The following is a 14763-nucleotide window of genomic DNA, read 5'->3' as shown; positions in this document are numbered from 1 at the left end:
CTACTTGCTTGCGCTATCTGTAAAAAAGACTGTGCCCCGTTCCCTCCGAGTGGAAAGAACGGGGCACAGTGCTTAGTAGTTACTGCTATAGCCTCGGTAAACAGTGGATGACGAGTGGGCTTCTTCTTTTTTGGAGCGAGACTTGTAGCCGGAAATCTTGTGGCTGTTGCGCGACAACCAGATACCGCCGGCCACGGCTAAACCCGCACCAACCAGCCACACCGGCAAGTTGGTGGGAGCAGGCGGTGGCACCGATACCACCCCGTCCTCGTTGGCCAGGGCCGGATGACCCACGTACCGGCCGCGGGCCGGCACGGCTTTCTCGTCGAAATGTTCGACCAAGTCGGCTAGCTGCTGGCGCAGTTCTTCGCCCTCTATCGGAATGCCGTGGCCGGTGGCGGCCAAGGAAGGCGCCAAGCCAGCGAGCAAAGCCACGGAGTGGCGGGCATGCTGCCAATCGGGGGTGAAGTAGGCGGGCGGACCGTTTACTTCCTGCCGTTGCGTCCAGGTGGCAAGGCCCGACTCGGCTGCCACTGTCACGAAGGCATCGCCGGCCACCAAAACGTGGTCATGCGACCGGAAAAACGAGACGTGCCCAGGCGAATGGCCAGGTGTATGCAGCCAGCGCCAACCGGGCAGCTGAGGAATCGTGCCGTCGAGGGGCAGTGCCTGCACGCGGGCACCTAAGTCGATAGGCTTTTTGGGATACAAAAACGACATGGCCGACATGGCCCCGCCCCCTACCGTTGGGTCGGGTGGCGGATAGGAGGAGCGGCCCGTGAGGTAAGGCAATTCCAATGGGTGCGCATACACCGGTGCATTAGGCCAAACCGCAAGCAGATGCCCCAGGGCGCCTATGTGGTCGAAATGGCCATGCGTAAGTAAAATAGCAGCTGGTGGGTTGTTTTGCCCGAAGAGAGCCTCGGCGGAGCGCTGTATCTTTTCGCCCGAACCCGGAAGCCCAGCATCAATAAGCACCCACGAGTCGGTGGGAAGATCGGAGTCGCGCACAAAGTACAGGTTCGCGAATACGTCGCGCAGGCCCCACAGGCCCGCTGTAACGTGTTGCAGCGCGGGGGTGTTGGCGCGGTTGGCTTTGTTGGACATAGCTTTTTAGGTAAGGTTGGAAAATAAGCAGCAGAGAAAAGACTATACGGGCTAGCGGCATCTAGTGTAACGTATCCTGCTCGTCGGCCGAAGCCAAACCGGTTGTCTAGTCCGGACTTACCGCTGCGGTGTTCGGCGCTGCGGGCGGCGCTACTTCGGCGTCGCAGCCGCAGAGCACTTCGCGTTTGGGCGTAGCCACCTTGTAGTCGGGCAACGATACTTCCTTCATATAGATAACGTCGAGGTGACGTAGGGGCGGGTTAGATGGGTTTTCGCTCCAGATTCGCAGCAGGTAGTTGCAGTAGTAGGGGCGCATATACGTGTTCGAGACGAACAGGTAGTTTTCCGAGTATTTGCGCCACCGGTCGTTTTTGAAAAGTCGCATCACTGATTCCGGCTTGGCATACGTAGTTGGGGCGCCCTTGCGGTTCAGGTCCAGATGCCGGCCATCCGTGGTAGTCGCATCCAGTATGTACCACCCGTCGTCCTTGAACACGGTAGGCGCAAACATGCCCCAATGCTGATCGACGCGCACGAGGTAGCCCAGCCACCGAAACCCTTCGCTCATGGTCCAGCGCGGGTCCACAATGTTGTCGAAGTTCCACCAGCACACATACACCAGAATACCGGTTACGAGGCCATTGCGCATGGCGCGCAGCAAGCGGCGCAAGCCCTCCGAAAGCTCCAATGAAGACGCAACTTGCACTCTGATGGGGCGCCAGATAGCCAAGCGGCTTTGCAAAGGCGCCAGCCGTGCCGCTACGCGCGGCCCCAGTTGTTGAGTGGCCGGCACCAAGCGGCGTTCCAGCCACGCCATGGCTACAGACGGCAGCAAGCCAAGCACCGAGGCCATGTTGATCAGGAAAAACAGACCCACAAACAGCGTCAGACTGATGCCGATGTGGAATCCGAACATTACCACCACAAATAGTATGCGCCAGAACGGCACCCAGAACGGCAGAAACAGTACGAACGGTAGAAACTTTTCCAGGTAATACGTGCTGAAAGTCAGAGCCTTCAGCAAGTCTGGATACGGGTATATGAGCTTTCCGCCCGGCATCAACACTTGGTCGAGACTGAGAGCGTAGTAGATGGCGGTACCCTCACGGCTCCATTCGGCACCCGTTTTAAGCAGGGCCGTGCACCAGTACACCAGCGCCAGTTGCACTACGTAAGCAATAGTGGCAGCGCTGAAGTAGGTTAGCTGAGTGGGGGCGGGCCGCTTGCGCGCATCCAGCGAGTAGACACGGCCCCAGGGTAAAAAAAAGCCCCAAAACAACAGCATCCGCAGCAAATCGTCGCCACCCTGCGAGATAAGAGGGTTACGGTTTTGCAACGACACCAGCAACACCCACGATACGGCCGTAGCCAACCGGGTTTTGTAGCCGAGCAGCATAGCGGCGGCAGCAACGGCCCCTAGCAGAAACAGAATGGCTTGTATCTGCCATAAGCCGCTGCTACTGTGCAGCGAAAATTCATAAGGATTCCAGTTGTGCTCGAACAGCACTTGCAGCGGAAGCACTCCCATATTGGAGTAGAGTGCCTCCAAATCTGTACTCCGAATGCCTAAGTCAAGCAAGAGCACGGCCGCTACGGCTACCCGCAACAAAGCCAAAGCTCGTAAATCGAAAACGAAAGGACGACGAAGAACAGTAAGCAGTTGAAGCATAGGGTAACACAACGCAACTCAGAAACGAACAGGCAAAAAAAGGCGGAAAGGCAACCACCATTTCGGATGATCAGCCTTTCCGCCTTTTTGGCCGACTAAAAAAGACAAGCCGGCATTTCCCTTAGCGGGTAGTGCTGCCGCTGGTAGAGCCTGAAGTAGTGCCTCCCGTGGTAGAACCCGACGTGCTGCCGCTGGTGCTACGACCCGTATTTTTGCTGCCGGATCTGGTGCCGTTGGTGGTACGGCCCGAAGTAGATGAACCACTGGTGCTACGACCCGAAGTAGTTGCACCGCTGGTGCTGCGGCCGGAAGTAGTACCCGAGGTCATCGAGCCCGAACCGGAAGTAGTGCCCGACGTCATTGAGCCCGAACCGGAAGTAGTGCCCGACGTCATCGAGCCCGACGTGCTGCCTGAAGTCATGGAGCCGGAAGTGCTGCCAGCCGTAGTGCCCGTAGTGGTACCGGAGGTTGTGCCCGTGGTAGTGGTGCCAGCCGTGGTGCCCGACGTCGTCATCGAACCCGAAGTAGTGCCCGACGTCATCGAGCCCGAAGTGGTACCGGCAGTCGTGCCCATGGTCGATGAGCCGCTAGTGGTGCCTGATGTAGTACCTGACGTCATGGAGCCACTAGTGCTACCGGCTGTCATCGAGCCGGAAGTGGTGCCAGTTGTGGTAGAACCGGTGGTGGTCCGGCCGGCGGTTGTTCCGGAAGTTGAGCTAGTGGTAGAGCCCGAAGTGCTGCCGCTAGTAGTGGTTTGAGCTAATGCAGATACGCTGGAAGAAGCTACTAATGCGGCAACGAAGGCGGCGGAAAGGAAAAATGAAGACTTTTTCATAGTGAAAAAAACAAGGTGGATGTGGAATCAAACGGGTGAGGGGTGGCAATGGGCTGTTCTACGGCTATTCGACTCGTCGGGGTCAAAAAATGCAGCTTGAATTAATACTGAATTTTCTTGTAGACGAAAACCGGGATAAATACCTGCTGAGCTACAGCTTTGCTCTCCTGTCTACGGGTTTATACGGATAGAGTTGTGTTAGCGTGCTTACAGTGCCCCAGATTTCCGCTTTGAGCTACTGACCAGTCGTTGAACTACCACTGGTACCCGAGGTAGTGCCGCCTGATCCGCCCGCCGCTCCTGTTGTGCCACTGGTACTGCCTGCACCTGTGCCCGTCGAAACGGGGCCGTTGCTCATGGTGCCGCCGTTGGTGGTGCTGCCCGTTGTACCGGAGGTCGAGCCGCCACTACCGGCCCCGGCTGCCTCGCCACCAGCGGCTGCGTCATTGCCCTTAGACACGTCGCCCGTGCTCATCGAGTCCATTGCCGTATTGGAGGTGCCATTGATATCGGAACTGCCGTTGGCATCGGAATCGGTGGCTACGTCACCCGAGCCGGTGCTTGATTCGGAAGCACTACCATTGCCGCCGCAAGAGCTGAAAGTAAGGGCCGCGCCGAAGAGGGCTGCGGCCAGAAAGTTGAAGCGTGGTCTATGCATAACGTAAAAAAGAAGGTGGAAAGATGTGAACAGCACCCTTCTACGAATCGGCCGCAAAGAAGGTCCAATTAAGAACCATCTTTGCGGCCGAAGACCGATCCGTTAGGTGGTGCTCCCACCCGAGGTAGTGCCCCCAGTTGTTGAGCTGGTTGTTGAACCTGAAGTGGTTCCTGAGGTGGTGCCCCCAGTTGTTGAACCGCTAGTAGAACCTGAAGTAGTCCCGCCAGTGGTCGAACCGGAGGTCGTGCCTGAAGTAGTACTGGTAGTCGAGCCCCCAGTTGAACCCGAGGTAGTGCTAGTCGTTGTGCCGCTAGTAGTACCCGAGGTAGTGCCAGAAGTGGTAGTTCCGCTAGTAGTACCTGTAGTTGACCCAGCCGTAGTGCCCGAGGTAGTTCCGGTAGTTGAGCCTGCTGTAGTGCCGCTAGTGGTAGAACCACCAGTCGTTGTGCCGCTCTTGTCGTGCCGCCGGTTGTAGTACCATCGGTCGTTGAGCCGCCTGTAGTGCTCGAAGTGGTAGTACCGCTAGTGGTTCCAGAAGTAGTTCCGGTAGTTGAGCCGGCCGTAGTGCCCGAAGCGGTTGTGCCACTTGTAATAGTGCCGCTCGTTGTGGTGCCGGTAGTAGTACCCGACGTAGTGGTGCCGGTCGTAGTACCACTTGTAGTCGTGCAGTGGTACCGGCCGTTGTGCCGGAAGGTGCCTGATGTAGTAGCACCCGAAGTGGTGGTGCCTGAAGTAGTACCCGAGGTAGTGCCGGAAGTGGTACCAGAAGTAGTTCCTGAGGTGGTGGAAGGAGTTGTTGTTCCGTCGTCGTCATCGCAGGAGGTGATACTCAACGATAAGCTCAAGATGGCGGCCGGAATGGCCAGTAACCAGTTTTTTTCGTAGCGCAGAAAAATGTTAAGGTGGCAGGAAAACTTTCTTCTGCTATACGAACAGGCACAAAATCAATAGCAGTTTTCGAGGTGTATTAATACCGATTTTTCATATTATAGTTATCCGAAAAAAACACGTAATAGGCCTATTTGTCAATTATTTGTATAAAATAATGGTTTAAATTATATAAGTATTTTACTATATGATGACCTGCTTATACTATTGAAATTGCCTGCTTTGTTTGGGGTTTATAGAAGTCGAACAGCTTGTTGTAGTATACGTATTGTTGCTAGCAGCTAGTGTTAGCTTTCGGTGAGCTTTTCGCCTACAATACATTTCACTTCTATGGCTTCTCATTCTGCCGTTATCCTATTCGACGGCGTTTGCAACCTCTGCAACGGTTTTGTGCAGTTCGTTATCAACCACGACCCCGCGGGGCGTTTCCACTTCACGTCCTTGCAATCGGAGGCCGGGCGAAAATTGCTGGCCACACATGGCCTGCCCCCGGTAGTGGAGCCCGAAACCGTGATACTTATCGAGAAAGGCCAAGTATATACCCACTCTACAGCGGCGTTGCGCATCTTGCGGCAGCTAAGCGGGCTGTGGTCGTGGCTATATGCTGCCATCGTTGTGCCCCGCCCGATGCGCGATTGGGTTTATCGTTTTGTAGCTCGGCACCGCTACCAATGGTTCGGCCACCGCGACGCCTGTATGTTGCCGACGCCGGCTCTCAAGCAGCGCTTTTTATAGTCGTAGTTTTCTGACACCACAGCAGCAAATCCCTCATTCAGTTTTTAATTCATGCAAGCTCTCGTCCTCGATGGTATCAATCAAGCAGTTCAATTGCGCGAAGTGCCCACGCCCCAACCAGGCCCCGGCCAGGTCCAAGTGAAACTGCACGCCGCCGCCCTCAACCACCGCGACGTCTGGATTCAGAAAGGGCAGTACGCTGGCCTCAAGTTTCCTATTACTCTGGGGGCTGATGGGGCGGGTACCGTGACGGAACTGGGCGAGGGGGTTGATCAGAGTTTGCGCAATCAAGCCGTGCTCATTAATCCTGGCCACAACTGGGGCGAGAATCCGGCCGCGCAAGGCCGTGATTTTGCTATCCTAGGGCTGCCGCAGGATGGCACCTTTGCCGAATACGTGTGCGTACCTGCCCGCTACGTGCAGCCTAAGCCCGCGCACTTGTCTTTCGAGCAAGCGGCCGCACTGCCGTTAGGGGGCGTTACGGCCTATCGGGCGGTGTTTACGCGGGCGGCGTTGCAGGCCGGCGAACGGGTGCTTGTCAATGGAATAGGAGGGGGCGTGGCGCTGCTGGCGCTGCAAATGGCAGTGGCGGCCGGCGCCGAGGTTTGGGTGACTTCGGGTTCGGAAGAGAAAATTGAAAAAGCGGTAGCGCTGGGTGCCAAAGGAGGTATCAACTACAAAACCGAGAAGTGGCCCGCCATCCTCAGCAAGCAAGCTGGCGGCGGCTTCGATGTGCTGGTGGACAGCGCCGGCGGCCCCGGCTTCGGCGACCTGCTCGATGCCGCTGTTCCTGGGGCCCGTATTGTATTCTATGGCGCTACCAACGGTGATGTACCGGCTCTGGCCGTGCGTAAAGTGTTCTGGAAGCAGCTTTCCTTGCTCGGCTCAACCATGGGCACCGAGCAAGATTTCACCGACATGGTTCAGTTTTTCGAGCACCACCAACTAGTGCCGGTAATAGACCAAACCTTGCCGCTAGCTGAGGGGGAAGCGGCCCTGCGCCGCATGGAAGAAAGTCTACAATTCGGTAAAATAGTTTTGAATATAACAGGTTGATTATCAACATATAAACAACAGATTTAAACAGCAAAATAGTGACTGCTAAAGGAATGAAAACAACACTCAATCTGTTGTAACCATATAGAATTTCACTCCCGCCTTCAAGTAACTTGCCCTTATGAAAACGCCTGCTGAATACCTGCAATGCCCGGTTTTTGACCTGACGTATCCCACGGGCGAATCCGCTGAATTGGTACCTGTAGTAGCTTACAACGACGCACTTCGCGCCGTAGAAGCGGCCCTCGCTGATGCAGAGAAATACAGATACCTTTTGATGCGCGCCCTGCGCCGCAACAACGCAACGCACACCGTTGCGCCTTCGCTTATACCTACGCTACCCGCCGTGCCCGAAACACCGGTCTTCCCGCTCTATCCTGAGGATGACGAACTGGCCGCTTAGTTTCAGCTTCGTTTTACAACTAGTCTTAAAAACAAAAAGACCGGGCTCATGAGACCGGTCTTTTTGTTTTTATATCTACCAACAAGAAAGTGCCTAACCACTTATTGACTGATATTCCAGCGGCAGCCTAGCTCCTGTGCCAACGCCACTGCCTGTTGGCGCAGCTCTGGCACCGCCGTCGACTCGAAATAGGCTGGGCGGCGACTCGGGCCCAAGGTGAAAAGCAAAGCTGATGCCTCTCCGGTGGCGTTTAGTAATGCGCCATGGCTATCAGTCAGGATGCCCAGCCGCAGCGGGTCTGGCTGCAAATGTCCGGCTTCCCGCAGCTTAACAACCACTGGGTCTGGGATACGGGTATAGTCTAGCAGGGGCCCCGTGCAATTGATTACGTGCTGAGCTGTGAGGTAAGTGCTAGCACCTTGGCGTTCGATCTGGACGCGTAGTGTGTCATCTGCCAGTTCAATGCCCCGCACTCGTCCGCTTTGCATGCGCAGTTGGCCGCCAGCCATTAGCGCATGCAGTGCGGCATCATTCTGGGGTGGGCTGCGGTGCCGCAATACCGACCACAACGAAGCCAGATGCCGCATGAAACGAGCCTGCTCCACCAGCGGCCAAGCCGCCCAGATAGCGCCCAAGTGAGGCCGCAGCGAGTCGAAAACCGGCCGCCAGGGAATGCCCTGCTCGGCAGCTTGCCGAACCTGTTGGCGGACCGCTGCTACCACTTCCCCCACCGTGTACAGGCCTCGAAGCTTGGTTTCGTAGAAGCTAGGATAAGGCACCCCATACCATTCGTTGCTAACAGGCCAACGCTTGTTGCGCGATACTGCCGTAATCGGAGCCCGGTGCCCATCGGCGCGCAGCCCTAGTACCACGTCTACCGCCGTCAGCCCCGAGCCGATAAGTACTACCTCGTCGTCGGGCTTGATAGTGCGCAGAGCGCCTTCAGCCCACGGATTGTTGTGAAAGCCAGGGTGGGAAATGCAAGAACTGGAGCCTGCTACTGCCGGCGGCGGAAAATTGCCGAGGGCCAGCACTACTATGTCGCTTTGAATTTCGGTGCCATCCGCAAGGCGTACTGTAGCCGCTCGTTGGTTGGGCGCTACCTCCACCCCAACCGCGGCCTGCTGGTGCCACACAAACCGAAGACCGTTGGCGGCGGGGCGAGCTAGTATACTTGCTGTTAAATCCTGTAGATAGCGCCCATATGTCTGGCGGGGGCAGAAGTTGTTTTCACAAACAGGCCTTCTTGTTGCATGCAGCCAATCAACAAAATGGCTGGGTTGGTCGGGGAAGGCGCTTATGTTGGGAGCCCGGACGTTAAGTAGATGTTCGGGGCGGCGGTCCAAGTAAGCCAACCCCGGCCCTAGTACTGGGCGCGGTTCCACCACATGAACGGTACCGGCTAACGGTTGACTTAAGTGTGCCAGTTGTATTGCTACCATCGAGCCCGAGAACCCGCCGCCTAAAATTGTAATGGTGCGTTGCTGCAAGACAAAGTAATTAGGAGTGCGGAAAGGGTGCGAGGATCTATCAGGTACTCCTTCCTATCGACCCACAAAGAAGAATTGCTAGGTTGCCTCTATTGCTGTGAACATAGCAGACAAGCACTCAGCAAGTATACGAAAGCCTTCAAGAGCTGTAGAGTCTACAGGAAACCAGCAGCCCGGCCGGGAGTTTGCGCGACTCATCAGGTAAGCTCAACTTCCGCAACTGCCGCTCGGCTTAGAGGTAAACACCCGGCACTAAATAATTGCGCACGTAGTCTTGAATACCGTCTTCGAGCGAGGTGAAGGACCGGTCGTAGCCAATGTTGCGCAGCTTGCTCATATCGGCCTGGGTGAAGTACTGATACTTGTCGCGAATATCCTCGGGAGTGTCGCGGAACTGAATGTCAGCAGTACGGCCCAAAGCGGCGAAGGTATTTAGTGCCAGATCCATGAAGGTGCGCGCTTCGCCGGTGCCCAGGTTGTAGATGCCCGACTGTTGGCGGTGGTGCATCAAAAAGTAGCATACTTCCACCACGTCTTTCACATACACGAAGTCGCGCATCTGGCCGCCGTCGGTATAGGCGGGGTTGTGCGACCGAAAGAGTATCATCGAGCCATTCTTCTGGATTTGTTGGAAGGCGTGCATAATCACCGACGCCATCCGGCCCTTATGGTACTCATTAGGGCCATAGACGTTGAAAAACTTCAGCCCGGCCCAGAAGAAAGGCTTTTCTGGCTGGTTGACCGCCCAGTTGTCAAACTCGTTTTTAGAGTCGCCGTACGGGTTGAGGGGGCGGTAGAGAGGCAGTAGCGCGTCGTCTTGGTCGGAGTAGCCGAGGGTGCCCGAGCCGTAAGTGGCCGCTGATGAAGCATATACCAGCGGCAACTGGTAGCGGCAACACGCCTGCCACATCTGCTTGGAGTAATTCAGGTTTAGCAAGTCCAGCACGGCGCGGTCTTGCTCGGTGGTATCGGTGCGGGCGCCGAGGTGGAAGATAAACTCCACCTGCTCGTGGTTGGTATCCAGCCAATCGAAGAACTCGGTGCGGTCCACGTATTCGCGCAAATGCTTGCCTTTGAGGTTGGCGAGCTTCTGCTCGACAGCAAAATTGTCGACCACCACGATGTCGTTGAAGTTGGCGGCGTTGAGGCGAGTGACAAGGCAGCTAGCAATGAAGCCAGCCGCTCCGGTGACAACTATCATAGGGCAGAGTTTTCATCAAAAGTATCATCAATTTTATTGACTGCCTCCCCAAGCAACGCTTCGACCAGCAGAATACGCTCGGTATTAGGACCTTTACCTAGGCAAGAAGGTATTGCACTATGCTACGCATTCTGGCGGCAACAACTTCCTGTTGCGGCATTGTCTGGCTCTTACCTTTGCGGCCATGCTTCACTTTTCTTTGCGTCAACTTCTGAAGTTGCTGCCGTTGCTTTTGCTGCCGCTGGCCTGTCAGCCCGACCGTTCCAGTTCCACTACCGCCTCAGAGGCAGCTACCACCCAGCCACAAACGCAGCAACTCCGCGACGATTTAGGCCGCCAACTTACCGTACTGGCTCGTCCGCGCCGCATTATGGCCTTGGCCCCCTCCGCCACCGAAATGTTGTACGCCGTAGCCGACACGGCCACTATCATTGCCCGCACCCAGAGCTGCGATTATCCAGCGGCCGTCTTGCGCAAACCCGTCGTTAATAGCTACCCGCTGGACATGGAAAAGCTAGTGGCCCTGCACCCCGACATCGTATTTACCGTGGAAGGTATCACCTCGCTCGACGATGCGGCCCGGCTTGCCACCTTCGGTATCCCGGTTTACTACCAGCGCTTCCAGACCCTTCCCGACGTGTTCCGCGGCATGCGCGACCTAGGCCGCATCCTGCACCGGCAGCCCCAAGCCCGCCGTCTTACCGATTCGCTGCAAGCAGCACTAACGGCCGTAACTCAAGCAGCGCCCGCTAACCAGCAACGCCCGCGTGTACTTGCCATTACGTGGCAAGACCCCATCTATGTGTACGGCCAGAACACCCTGTTTACCGACAAACTGCGAATTGCCGGCGGCCAGAATGCGGTAACCGAAAAGTTTGCGCAGCCTTATCCGGCTCTCACTCGGGAGTACATTTTAAAGCTGAACCCCGATGTACTCATCGGCGGGAGCTTTGGTAAGTTGGACAGCACCTTCTTCAAAAACTACCCCGAATTAAAGCGCATCAATGCCTATAAAACGCGCCGCGTCTATGGTATCACTGGCAACTTAATGGAACGTCCTGGTCCTCGAGTGGTGGAGTCAGTCCGCGAACTACAGCGAATTGTAACCAGCCACTAATTTTCGTTTGCCGCTGCAAACCAGTCCATTACGAAATCAGCTATTATTTTTCAATGAATAGACCTGCCTTGCCCTGGATTCTAGCCAGCCTGCTCCTGATGCTTGTGCTGGTCGTTCTGGGCATGCGCGTAGGTAGCTACGATACCGATTACGCACTCATTGGCCGCGCCCTCACGCACTACAACGCACAAGACCCCAGCCATTTGGTGCTCGTAGAACTTCGGCTGCCTCGCATCCTGCTAGCGTTGCTGGCTGGGGGTGGCTTGGCGTTTAGTGGGTACCTTATGCAGGCTATGGTCAACAACCCGTTGGCCGATCCTTACCTGCTCGGAACGGCTTCGGGAGCTTCGTTGGGAGCCATTTTTTGTTTTTCTTTCTTGCCAAACCTTACCCTGGGCGGTTTCTACTTGCCACCCTTATTTGCCCTTGGCGGCGCGCTGGGCACTACGTTGGTAGTAGTGGCTGTCGGCACACGGCGCGGACAAATTATTCCAGCTCAGTTGCTACTGGCAGGGGTGGCCATAGGATCACTCACAACCGCTATTGGCGGGGTATTCACGTTTTTGTCGGCCACGCAGGAGAAGCTACGCAGCATTACGTTTTGGGCCGCGGGTAGCTTCGAGCGGGCCGGTTGGAGCGTATTGCCTTATCCAGCCATAGCTTTGGTGGCAGCCTTGGGGCTGTTTGTCTTCCTACAAAAAGACCTCAATATCTTGCTGCTAGGGGAGGAGAGGGCTCAGGGGCTTGGCGTTAATGTGACCCGCACCCGCTGGCTGCTACTGCTTACAGCTTCCGTTCTGACTGGCTGCGTAGTTGCCCTGTGCGGACCAGTAGGCTTTGTGGGGCTGGTTGTGCCGCACCTCACCCGGTGGCTGTTGGGCGTCACCGGGCCAGTCAATCCGCTGTTCTGCGTGCTGCTCGGCGGCAACTTCCTACTGGCCTGCGACCTATTGGCCCGGCTGCTTTATCCGCCGGCGGGCTTACCTGTAGGGTTGGTCACGGCCCTGTTCGGCGTACCGTTCTTCGTATATTTGCTGCGAAATAAGGGTTGATAGGCTAATTTCTGATGTGTGGAGGTGCTGATCAGTACGGCCTCGTCATCGGTTATGCCAGCTAAGCTGATCAGTTCATACTCCTTCGCACTGACCGGACAGGTAATAAAGGCGGATCAGTTGCTTGATCAGCGTATCAACACACCAAAAATCAGCACACCAAGAAATGATTTACATCAGTCGGCAAGAACACTTCAATGCGGCCCACAAGCTCTACAATCCGAAGTGGAGCGAGGAGCGGAACCGTGAGGTGTTCGGCCCCTGTGCCAACACCAATTGGCACGGCCATAATTTCGATCTTATCGTGACCGTGAAGGGGAAACCCGACCCGGACACCGGCTTCGTTATCGACCTCAAACAACTCAGCACGCTCATTCGGACCCACATTATCGACCAGGTTGACCACAAAAACCTCAACCTCGACGTGCCCTTTATGCAAGACCAAATGGCCAGCACCGAAAACTTGGCCATTGCATTCTGGAAGATACTACAACCCGAAATCGAGCGAATGTCCACCGCTCGCCTGCACAGCATCAAACTCTACGAAACCCCCCGCAACTTCGTGGAATACTTAGGCGAATAACCAATTCTGAATTATGAATTCTGAATTATGAATTGTTCTGCGTTATCGGCTCAGCTCAAGCCATAATTCTGAATTCATAGTTCATAATTCAGAATTAACTAATGAAGTATTACCTGATAGCTGGCGAACGGTCCGGCGACTTCCACGCCGCCAACCTAATGCGAAATTTACGCCAGCAAGACCCCGAGGCAGCATTTCGGGGTTGGGGAGGCGACATGATGAAGGCCGAAGGAGGCACGCTCGTGCACCACTACCAGGAAATGGCCATTATGGGCTTCTGGGAAGCGGCCACCAGCATCCTTAAGTTTCGTGGTTACCTGAAAGAATGTCAGCGCGACCTGGTAGACTATCAGCCTGATGTTCTAATTCTGATTGATTACGCCGGTTTCAATTTGCGAGTGGCGCAGTTTGCCAAGGAGCACGGCATCAAGGTGTTTTATTATATCTCGCCTAAAATTTGGGCTTGGAATCAAGGTCGGGTTCACACCGTCAAAAAAATCGTTGATCGGATGTTTGTCATCCTGCCCTTCGAGCAGGAATTCTACCAGCGCTTCGGCTACGACGTCGACTATATCGGTAACCCCACTGCTGATGCCGTAGCCGAACACCAAAAAAGCAACGACTTCTACCAACGCAACCATCTCGATCCGAATCGCAAGATCGTGGCCGTGTTGCCTGGTTCGCGCAAGCAAGAGATAGAGGAGATGCTCTACGAAATGGTGGCTATCCTACCGCCTTTCCTCGACTACCAGTTCATCGTGGCCGGCGTCGACAACCTCGACCGCAACTACTACGCCCACTTCGAGCGCAACAACGTCCGCATCCTCTTCAACGAAACCTACGACCTGCTAGCCCACGCCACCGCTGCTCTCGTCACTAGTGGCACTGCCACCCTCGAAACGGCCCTGTTCGGCGTGCCCCAAGTGGTTTGCTACCGTACCAGCGCCGTTTCCTACGCCATTGGTAAGGCAGTTATTAAGGTACCTTATATCTCGCTGGTCAATTTGATAGCCGATAGAGAAGTGGTAAAAGAACTCATCCAGAGCGAATTTAACTCACGCAACCTCGTGAAGGAACTTCGTAAAATTCTGACCGACGAAGAGTTTATAACCCAGCAAAAGGCGGATTATGCTGAAATCCGAGAGAAGCTGGGCCAACAACGAGCAGCCGAAAAAGCGGCGAAGTTGATGATTGGCTATTTACAGAAATAAGTAAAGCTCCCGCGTGAATAAGAAGAATGCTCTGCACTTTATATGAATAAGTATAAGATATATATGCTTATAATGTATCCAAATGCTGTGGCTAACTGGTATTCTCTTTAGGCATTAGCCTAGTATAGCCTGAAATTTAAGACCTGAAATCAAAACCTCTGAAAAGGTAAATATGAAACTTAAGCTCCACACAGATTTAAGTCTTTTAGACAAAGGGCATCCAATTGAATTGCTTATTCCCTTTGTCGGGACTTTTAATAAAGAAGATGAATCTGGAGCGGTTCGTCAAGGCCGATTTGATGAGTATCAGCGAGTCGGTAAAGACCTTATTGAATTGACAAGTATAGAGGAGTGTGATGCCTGCTTGCTGCCAATTTTCTACGACGTTTTATTTGATCAGGCAGGATTTGAAAAGAAAATAGCTCCATTTATTCAGAAGGTAGAAAGCCAAAACAAGAAAATATTAATTTTTGTTGGGCATGATGTGCTTCACATCAATATACCAGCCAAAAACGCTATCCTATTTAACAGCGCGATAAGTAAATCAACCCAAGCCAAGAACATTCATTCATGGCCGCATTTTTTCGAGGATTTTCTAGAAAAGTATAATGATGGCAAACCAAGACTTCGCAAAAAAAGCATTAAGCCCGTCATAGGCTTCTGTGGCTATGCACCGCCACTGAATATCAAGATGAGCCGTGAAAAGAAATTCCTTCATTTTCAAAATTTAATCTTTCATTCCAGATTTGAGCAACTGT

At 54.5% G+C, this 14763-nt stretch carries 16 protein-coding genes; 11 read left to right on the top strand and 5 right to left on the bottom strand.

Annotated features, from left to right (window positions below):
- Positions 1-72: 72 nt before the first annotated feature.
- Complete coding sequence (locus ACFE7X_RS04330) at positions 73-1107, bottom strand: MBL fold metallo-hydrolase (protein WP_375434434.1); 1035 nt, start codon at positions 1105-1107, stop codon at positions 73-75.
- Between the two features lie 106 nt (positions 1108-1213).
- Positions 1214-2776: an HTTM domain-containing protein gene (locus tag ACFE7X_RS04325; protein WP_375434433.1), complete on the bottom strand. Its 1563-nt coding sequence runs from the start codon at positions 2774-2776 to the stop codon at positions 1214-1216.
- A 131-nt stretch (positions 2777-2907) separates the two neighbouring features.
- Between ACFE7X_RS04325 and ACFE7X_RS04320 the strand changes: the two genes are divergently transcribed.
- Positions 2908-3534 carry a hypothetical protein gene (locus ACFE7X_RS04320; protein WP_375434432.1) on the top strand — a complete coding sequence of 209 codons (627 nt, stop codon included), beginning with the start codon at positions 2908-2910 and terminating at the stop codon, positions 3532-3534.
- 312 nt (positions 3535-3846) lie between these two features.
- Here the strand turns inward: ACFE7X_RS04320 and ACFE7X_RS04315 are convergent, their stop codons facing one another.
- Positions 3847-4269 carry a hypothetical protein gene (locus ACFE7X_RS04315; protein ID WP_375434431.1) on the bottom strand — a complete coding sequence of 141 codons (423 nt, stop codon included), beginning with the start codon at positions 4267-4269 and terminating at the stop codon, positions 3847-3849.
- A 226-nt stretch (positions 4270-4495) separates the two neighbouring features.
- Between ACFE7X_RS04315 and ACFE7X_RS04310 the strand changes: the two genes are divergently transcribed.
- The 5 genes from ACFE7X_RS04310 (at position 4496) to ACFE7X_RS04290 (ending at position 7351) form a co-directional block, all read left to right on the top strand.
- On the top strand, positions 4496-4744 hold the full coding sequence (locus ACFE7X_RS04310) for a hypothetical protein (RefSeq protein WP_375434430.1): 249 nt from the start codon (positions 4496-4498) through the stop codon (positions 4742-4744).
- A complete protein-coding gene (locus tag ACFE7X_RS04305) occupies positions 4729-5154 on the top strand; it encodes a hypothetical protein (protein ID WP_375434429.1) in 426 nt (141 codons plus the stop codon). The genes ACFE7X_RS04310 and ACFE7X_RS04305 overlap by 16 nt, the downstream gene beginning before the upstream one ends.
- A 333-nt stretch (positions 5155-5487) precedes the next feature.
- Entirely contained in the window at positions 5488-5892 is a 405-nt protein-coding gene (locus tag ACFE7X_RS04300) for a thiol-disulfide oxidoreductase DCC family protein (RefSeq protein ID WP_375434428.1), read from the top strand.
- Between the two features lie 51 nt (positions 5893-5943).
- The gene (locus ACFE7X_RS04295; RefSeq protein WP_375434427.1) at positions 5944-6948 is read left to right on the top strand and encodes a zinc-binding dehydrogenase; all 1005 of its coding nucleotides are present in this window, start codon (positions 5944-5946) and stop codon (positions 6946-6948) included.
- A gap of 121 nt (positions 6949-7069) precedes the next feature.
- Entirely contained in the window at positions 7070-7351 is a 282-nt protein-coding gene (locus tag ACFE7X_RS04290) for a hypothetical protein (RefSeq protein WP_375434426.1), read from the top strand.
- Positions 7352-7452: 101 nt separating this feature from the next.
- On the opposite strand, the gene ACFE7X_RS04285 is transcribed toward ACFE7X_RS04290, so the two are convergent.
- Together ACFE7X_RS04285 and rfaD are read right to left on the bottom strand one after the other, a co-directional pair.
- A complete protein-coding gene (locus ACFE7X_RS04285) occupies positions 7453-8841 on the bottom strand; it encodes an FAD/NAD(P)-binding protein (RefSeq protein ID WP_375434425.1) in 1389 nt (462 codons plus the stop codon).
- A gap of 232 nt (positions 8842-9073) precedes the next feature.
- Positions 9074-10042: an ADP-glyceromanno-heptose 6-epimerase gene (rfaD, locus tag ACFE7X_RS04280; protein ID WP_375434424.1), complete on the bottom strand. Its 969-nt coding sequence runs from the start codon at positions 10040-10042 to the stop codon at positions 9074-9076.
- A gap of 184 nt (positions 10043-10226) precedes the next feature.
- Here rfaD and ACFE7X_RS04275 point away from each other — a divergent pair, with 184 nt between their 5' ends.
- The 5 genes from ACFE7X_RS04275 to ACFE7X_RS04255 form a co-directional block, all read left to right on the top strand.
- Positions 10227-11159, top strand: a complete 933-nt coding sequence (locus ACFE7X_RS04275) for an ABC transporter substrate-binding protein (RefSeq protein ID WP_375434423.1) — start codon at positions 10227-10229, stop codon at positions 11157-11159.
- A 53-nt stretch (positions 11160-11212) separates the two neighbouring features.
- Entirely contained in the window at positions 11213-12211 is a 999-nt protein-coding gene (locus ACFE7X_RS04270; RefSeq protein ID WP_375434422.1) for a FecCD family ABC transporter permease, read from the top strand.
- Positions 12212-12377: 166 nt separating this feature from the next.
- Positions 12378-12794 carry a 6-pyruvoyl tetrahydropterin synthase family protein gene (locus tag ACFE7X_RS04265; protein ID WP_375434421.1) on the top strand — a complete coding sequence of 139 codons (417 nt, stop codon included), beginning with the start codon at positions 12378-12380 and terminating at the stop codon, positions 12792-12794.
- Between the two features lie 101 nt (positions 12795-12895).
- Positions 12896-14005 (top strand): lipid-A-disaccharide synthase, encoded by a 1110-nt coding sequence (gene lpxB, locus ACFE7X_RS04260; RefSeq protein ID WP_375434420.1) that lies wholly within the window; start codon positions 12896-12898, stop codon positions 14003-14005.
- Between the two features lie 172 nt (positions 14006-14177).
- Positions 14178-14763: hypothetical protein (locus ACFE7X_RS04255; RefSeq protein WP_375434419.1), on the top strand; the 586-nt coding region annotated here is incomplete at its 3' end.

The sequence above is a fragment of the uncultured Hymenobacter sp. genome (genome assembly GCF_964242765.1).
Lineage (GTDB): Bacteria > Bacteroidota > Bacteroidia > Cytophagales > Hymenobacteraceae > Hymenobacter.
The sequence above is the reverse complement of the archived record's forward strand: the minus strand, read 5'-3'. Positions and strand labels throughout refer to the sequence as shown.

What these genes read in the sequence shown, in the direction of transcription:
- ACFE7X_RS04330 (WP_375434434.1), bottom strand. Translation starts at nt 1,107, where the DNA reads ATGTCCAACAAAGCCAACCGCGCCAACACCCCCGCGCTGCAACACGTT.
- ACFE7X_RS04325 (WP_375434433.1), bottom strand. Translation starts at nt 2,776, where the DNA reads ATGCTTCAACTGCTTACTGTTCTTCGTCGTCCTTTCGTTTTCGATTTA.
- ACFE7X_RS04315 (WP_375434431.1), bottom strand. Translation starts at nt 4,269, where the DNA reads ATGCATAGACCACGCTTCAACTTTCTGGCCGCAGCCCTCTTCGGCGCG.
- ACFE7X_RS04300 (WP_375434428.1), top strand. Translation starts at nt 5,488, where the DNA reads ATGGCTTCTCATTCTGCCGTTATCCTATTCGACGGCGTTTGCAACCTC.
- ACFE7X_RS04295 (WP_375434427.1), top strand. Translation starts at nt 5,944, where the DNA reads ATGCAAGCTCTCGTCCTCGATGGTATCAATCAAGCAGTTCAATTGCGC.
- ACFE7X_RS04290 (WP_375434426.1), top strand. Translation starts at nt 7,070, where the DNA reads ATGAAAACGCCTGCTGAATACCTGCAATGCCCGGTTTTTGACCTGACG.
- rfaD (WP_375434424.1), bottom strand. Translation starts at nt 10,042, where the DNA reads ATGATAGTTGTCACCGGAGCGGCTGGCTTCATTGCTAGCTGCCTTGTC.
- ACFE7X_RS04275 (WP_375434423.1), top strand. Translation starts at nt 10,227, where the DNA reads ATGCTTCACTTTTCTTTGCGTCAACTTCTGAAGTTGCTGCCGTTGCTT.
- ACFE7X_RS04270 (WP_375434422.1), top strand. Translation starts at nt 11,213, where the DNA reads ATGAATAGACCTGCCTTGCCCTGGATTCTAGCCAGCCTGCTCCTGATG.
- ACFE7X_RS04265 (WP_375434421.1), top strand. Translation starts at nt 12,378, where the DNA reads ATGATTTACATCAGTCGGCAAGAACACTTCAATGCGGCCCACAAGCTC.
- lpxB (WP_375434420.1), top strand. Translation starts at nt 12,896, where the DNA reads ATGAAGTATTACCTGATAGCTGGCGAACGGTCCGGCGACTTCCACGCC.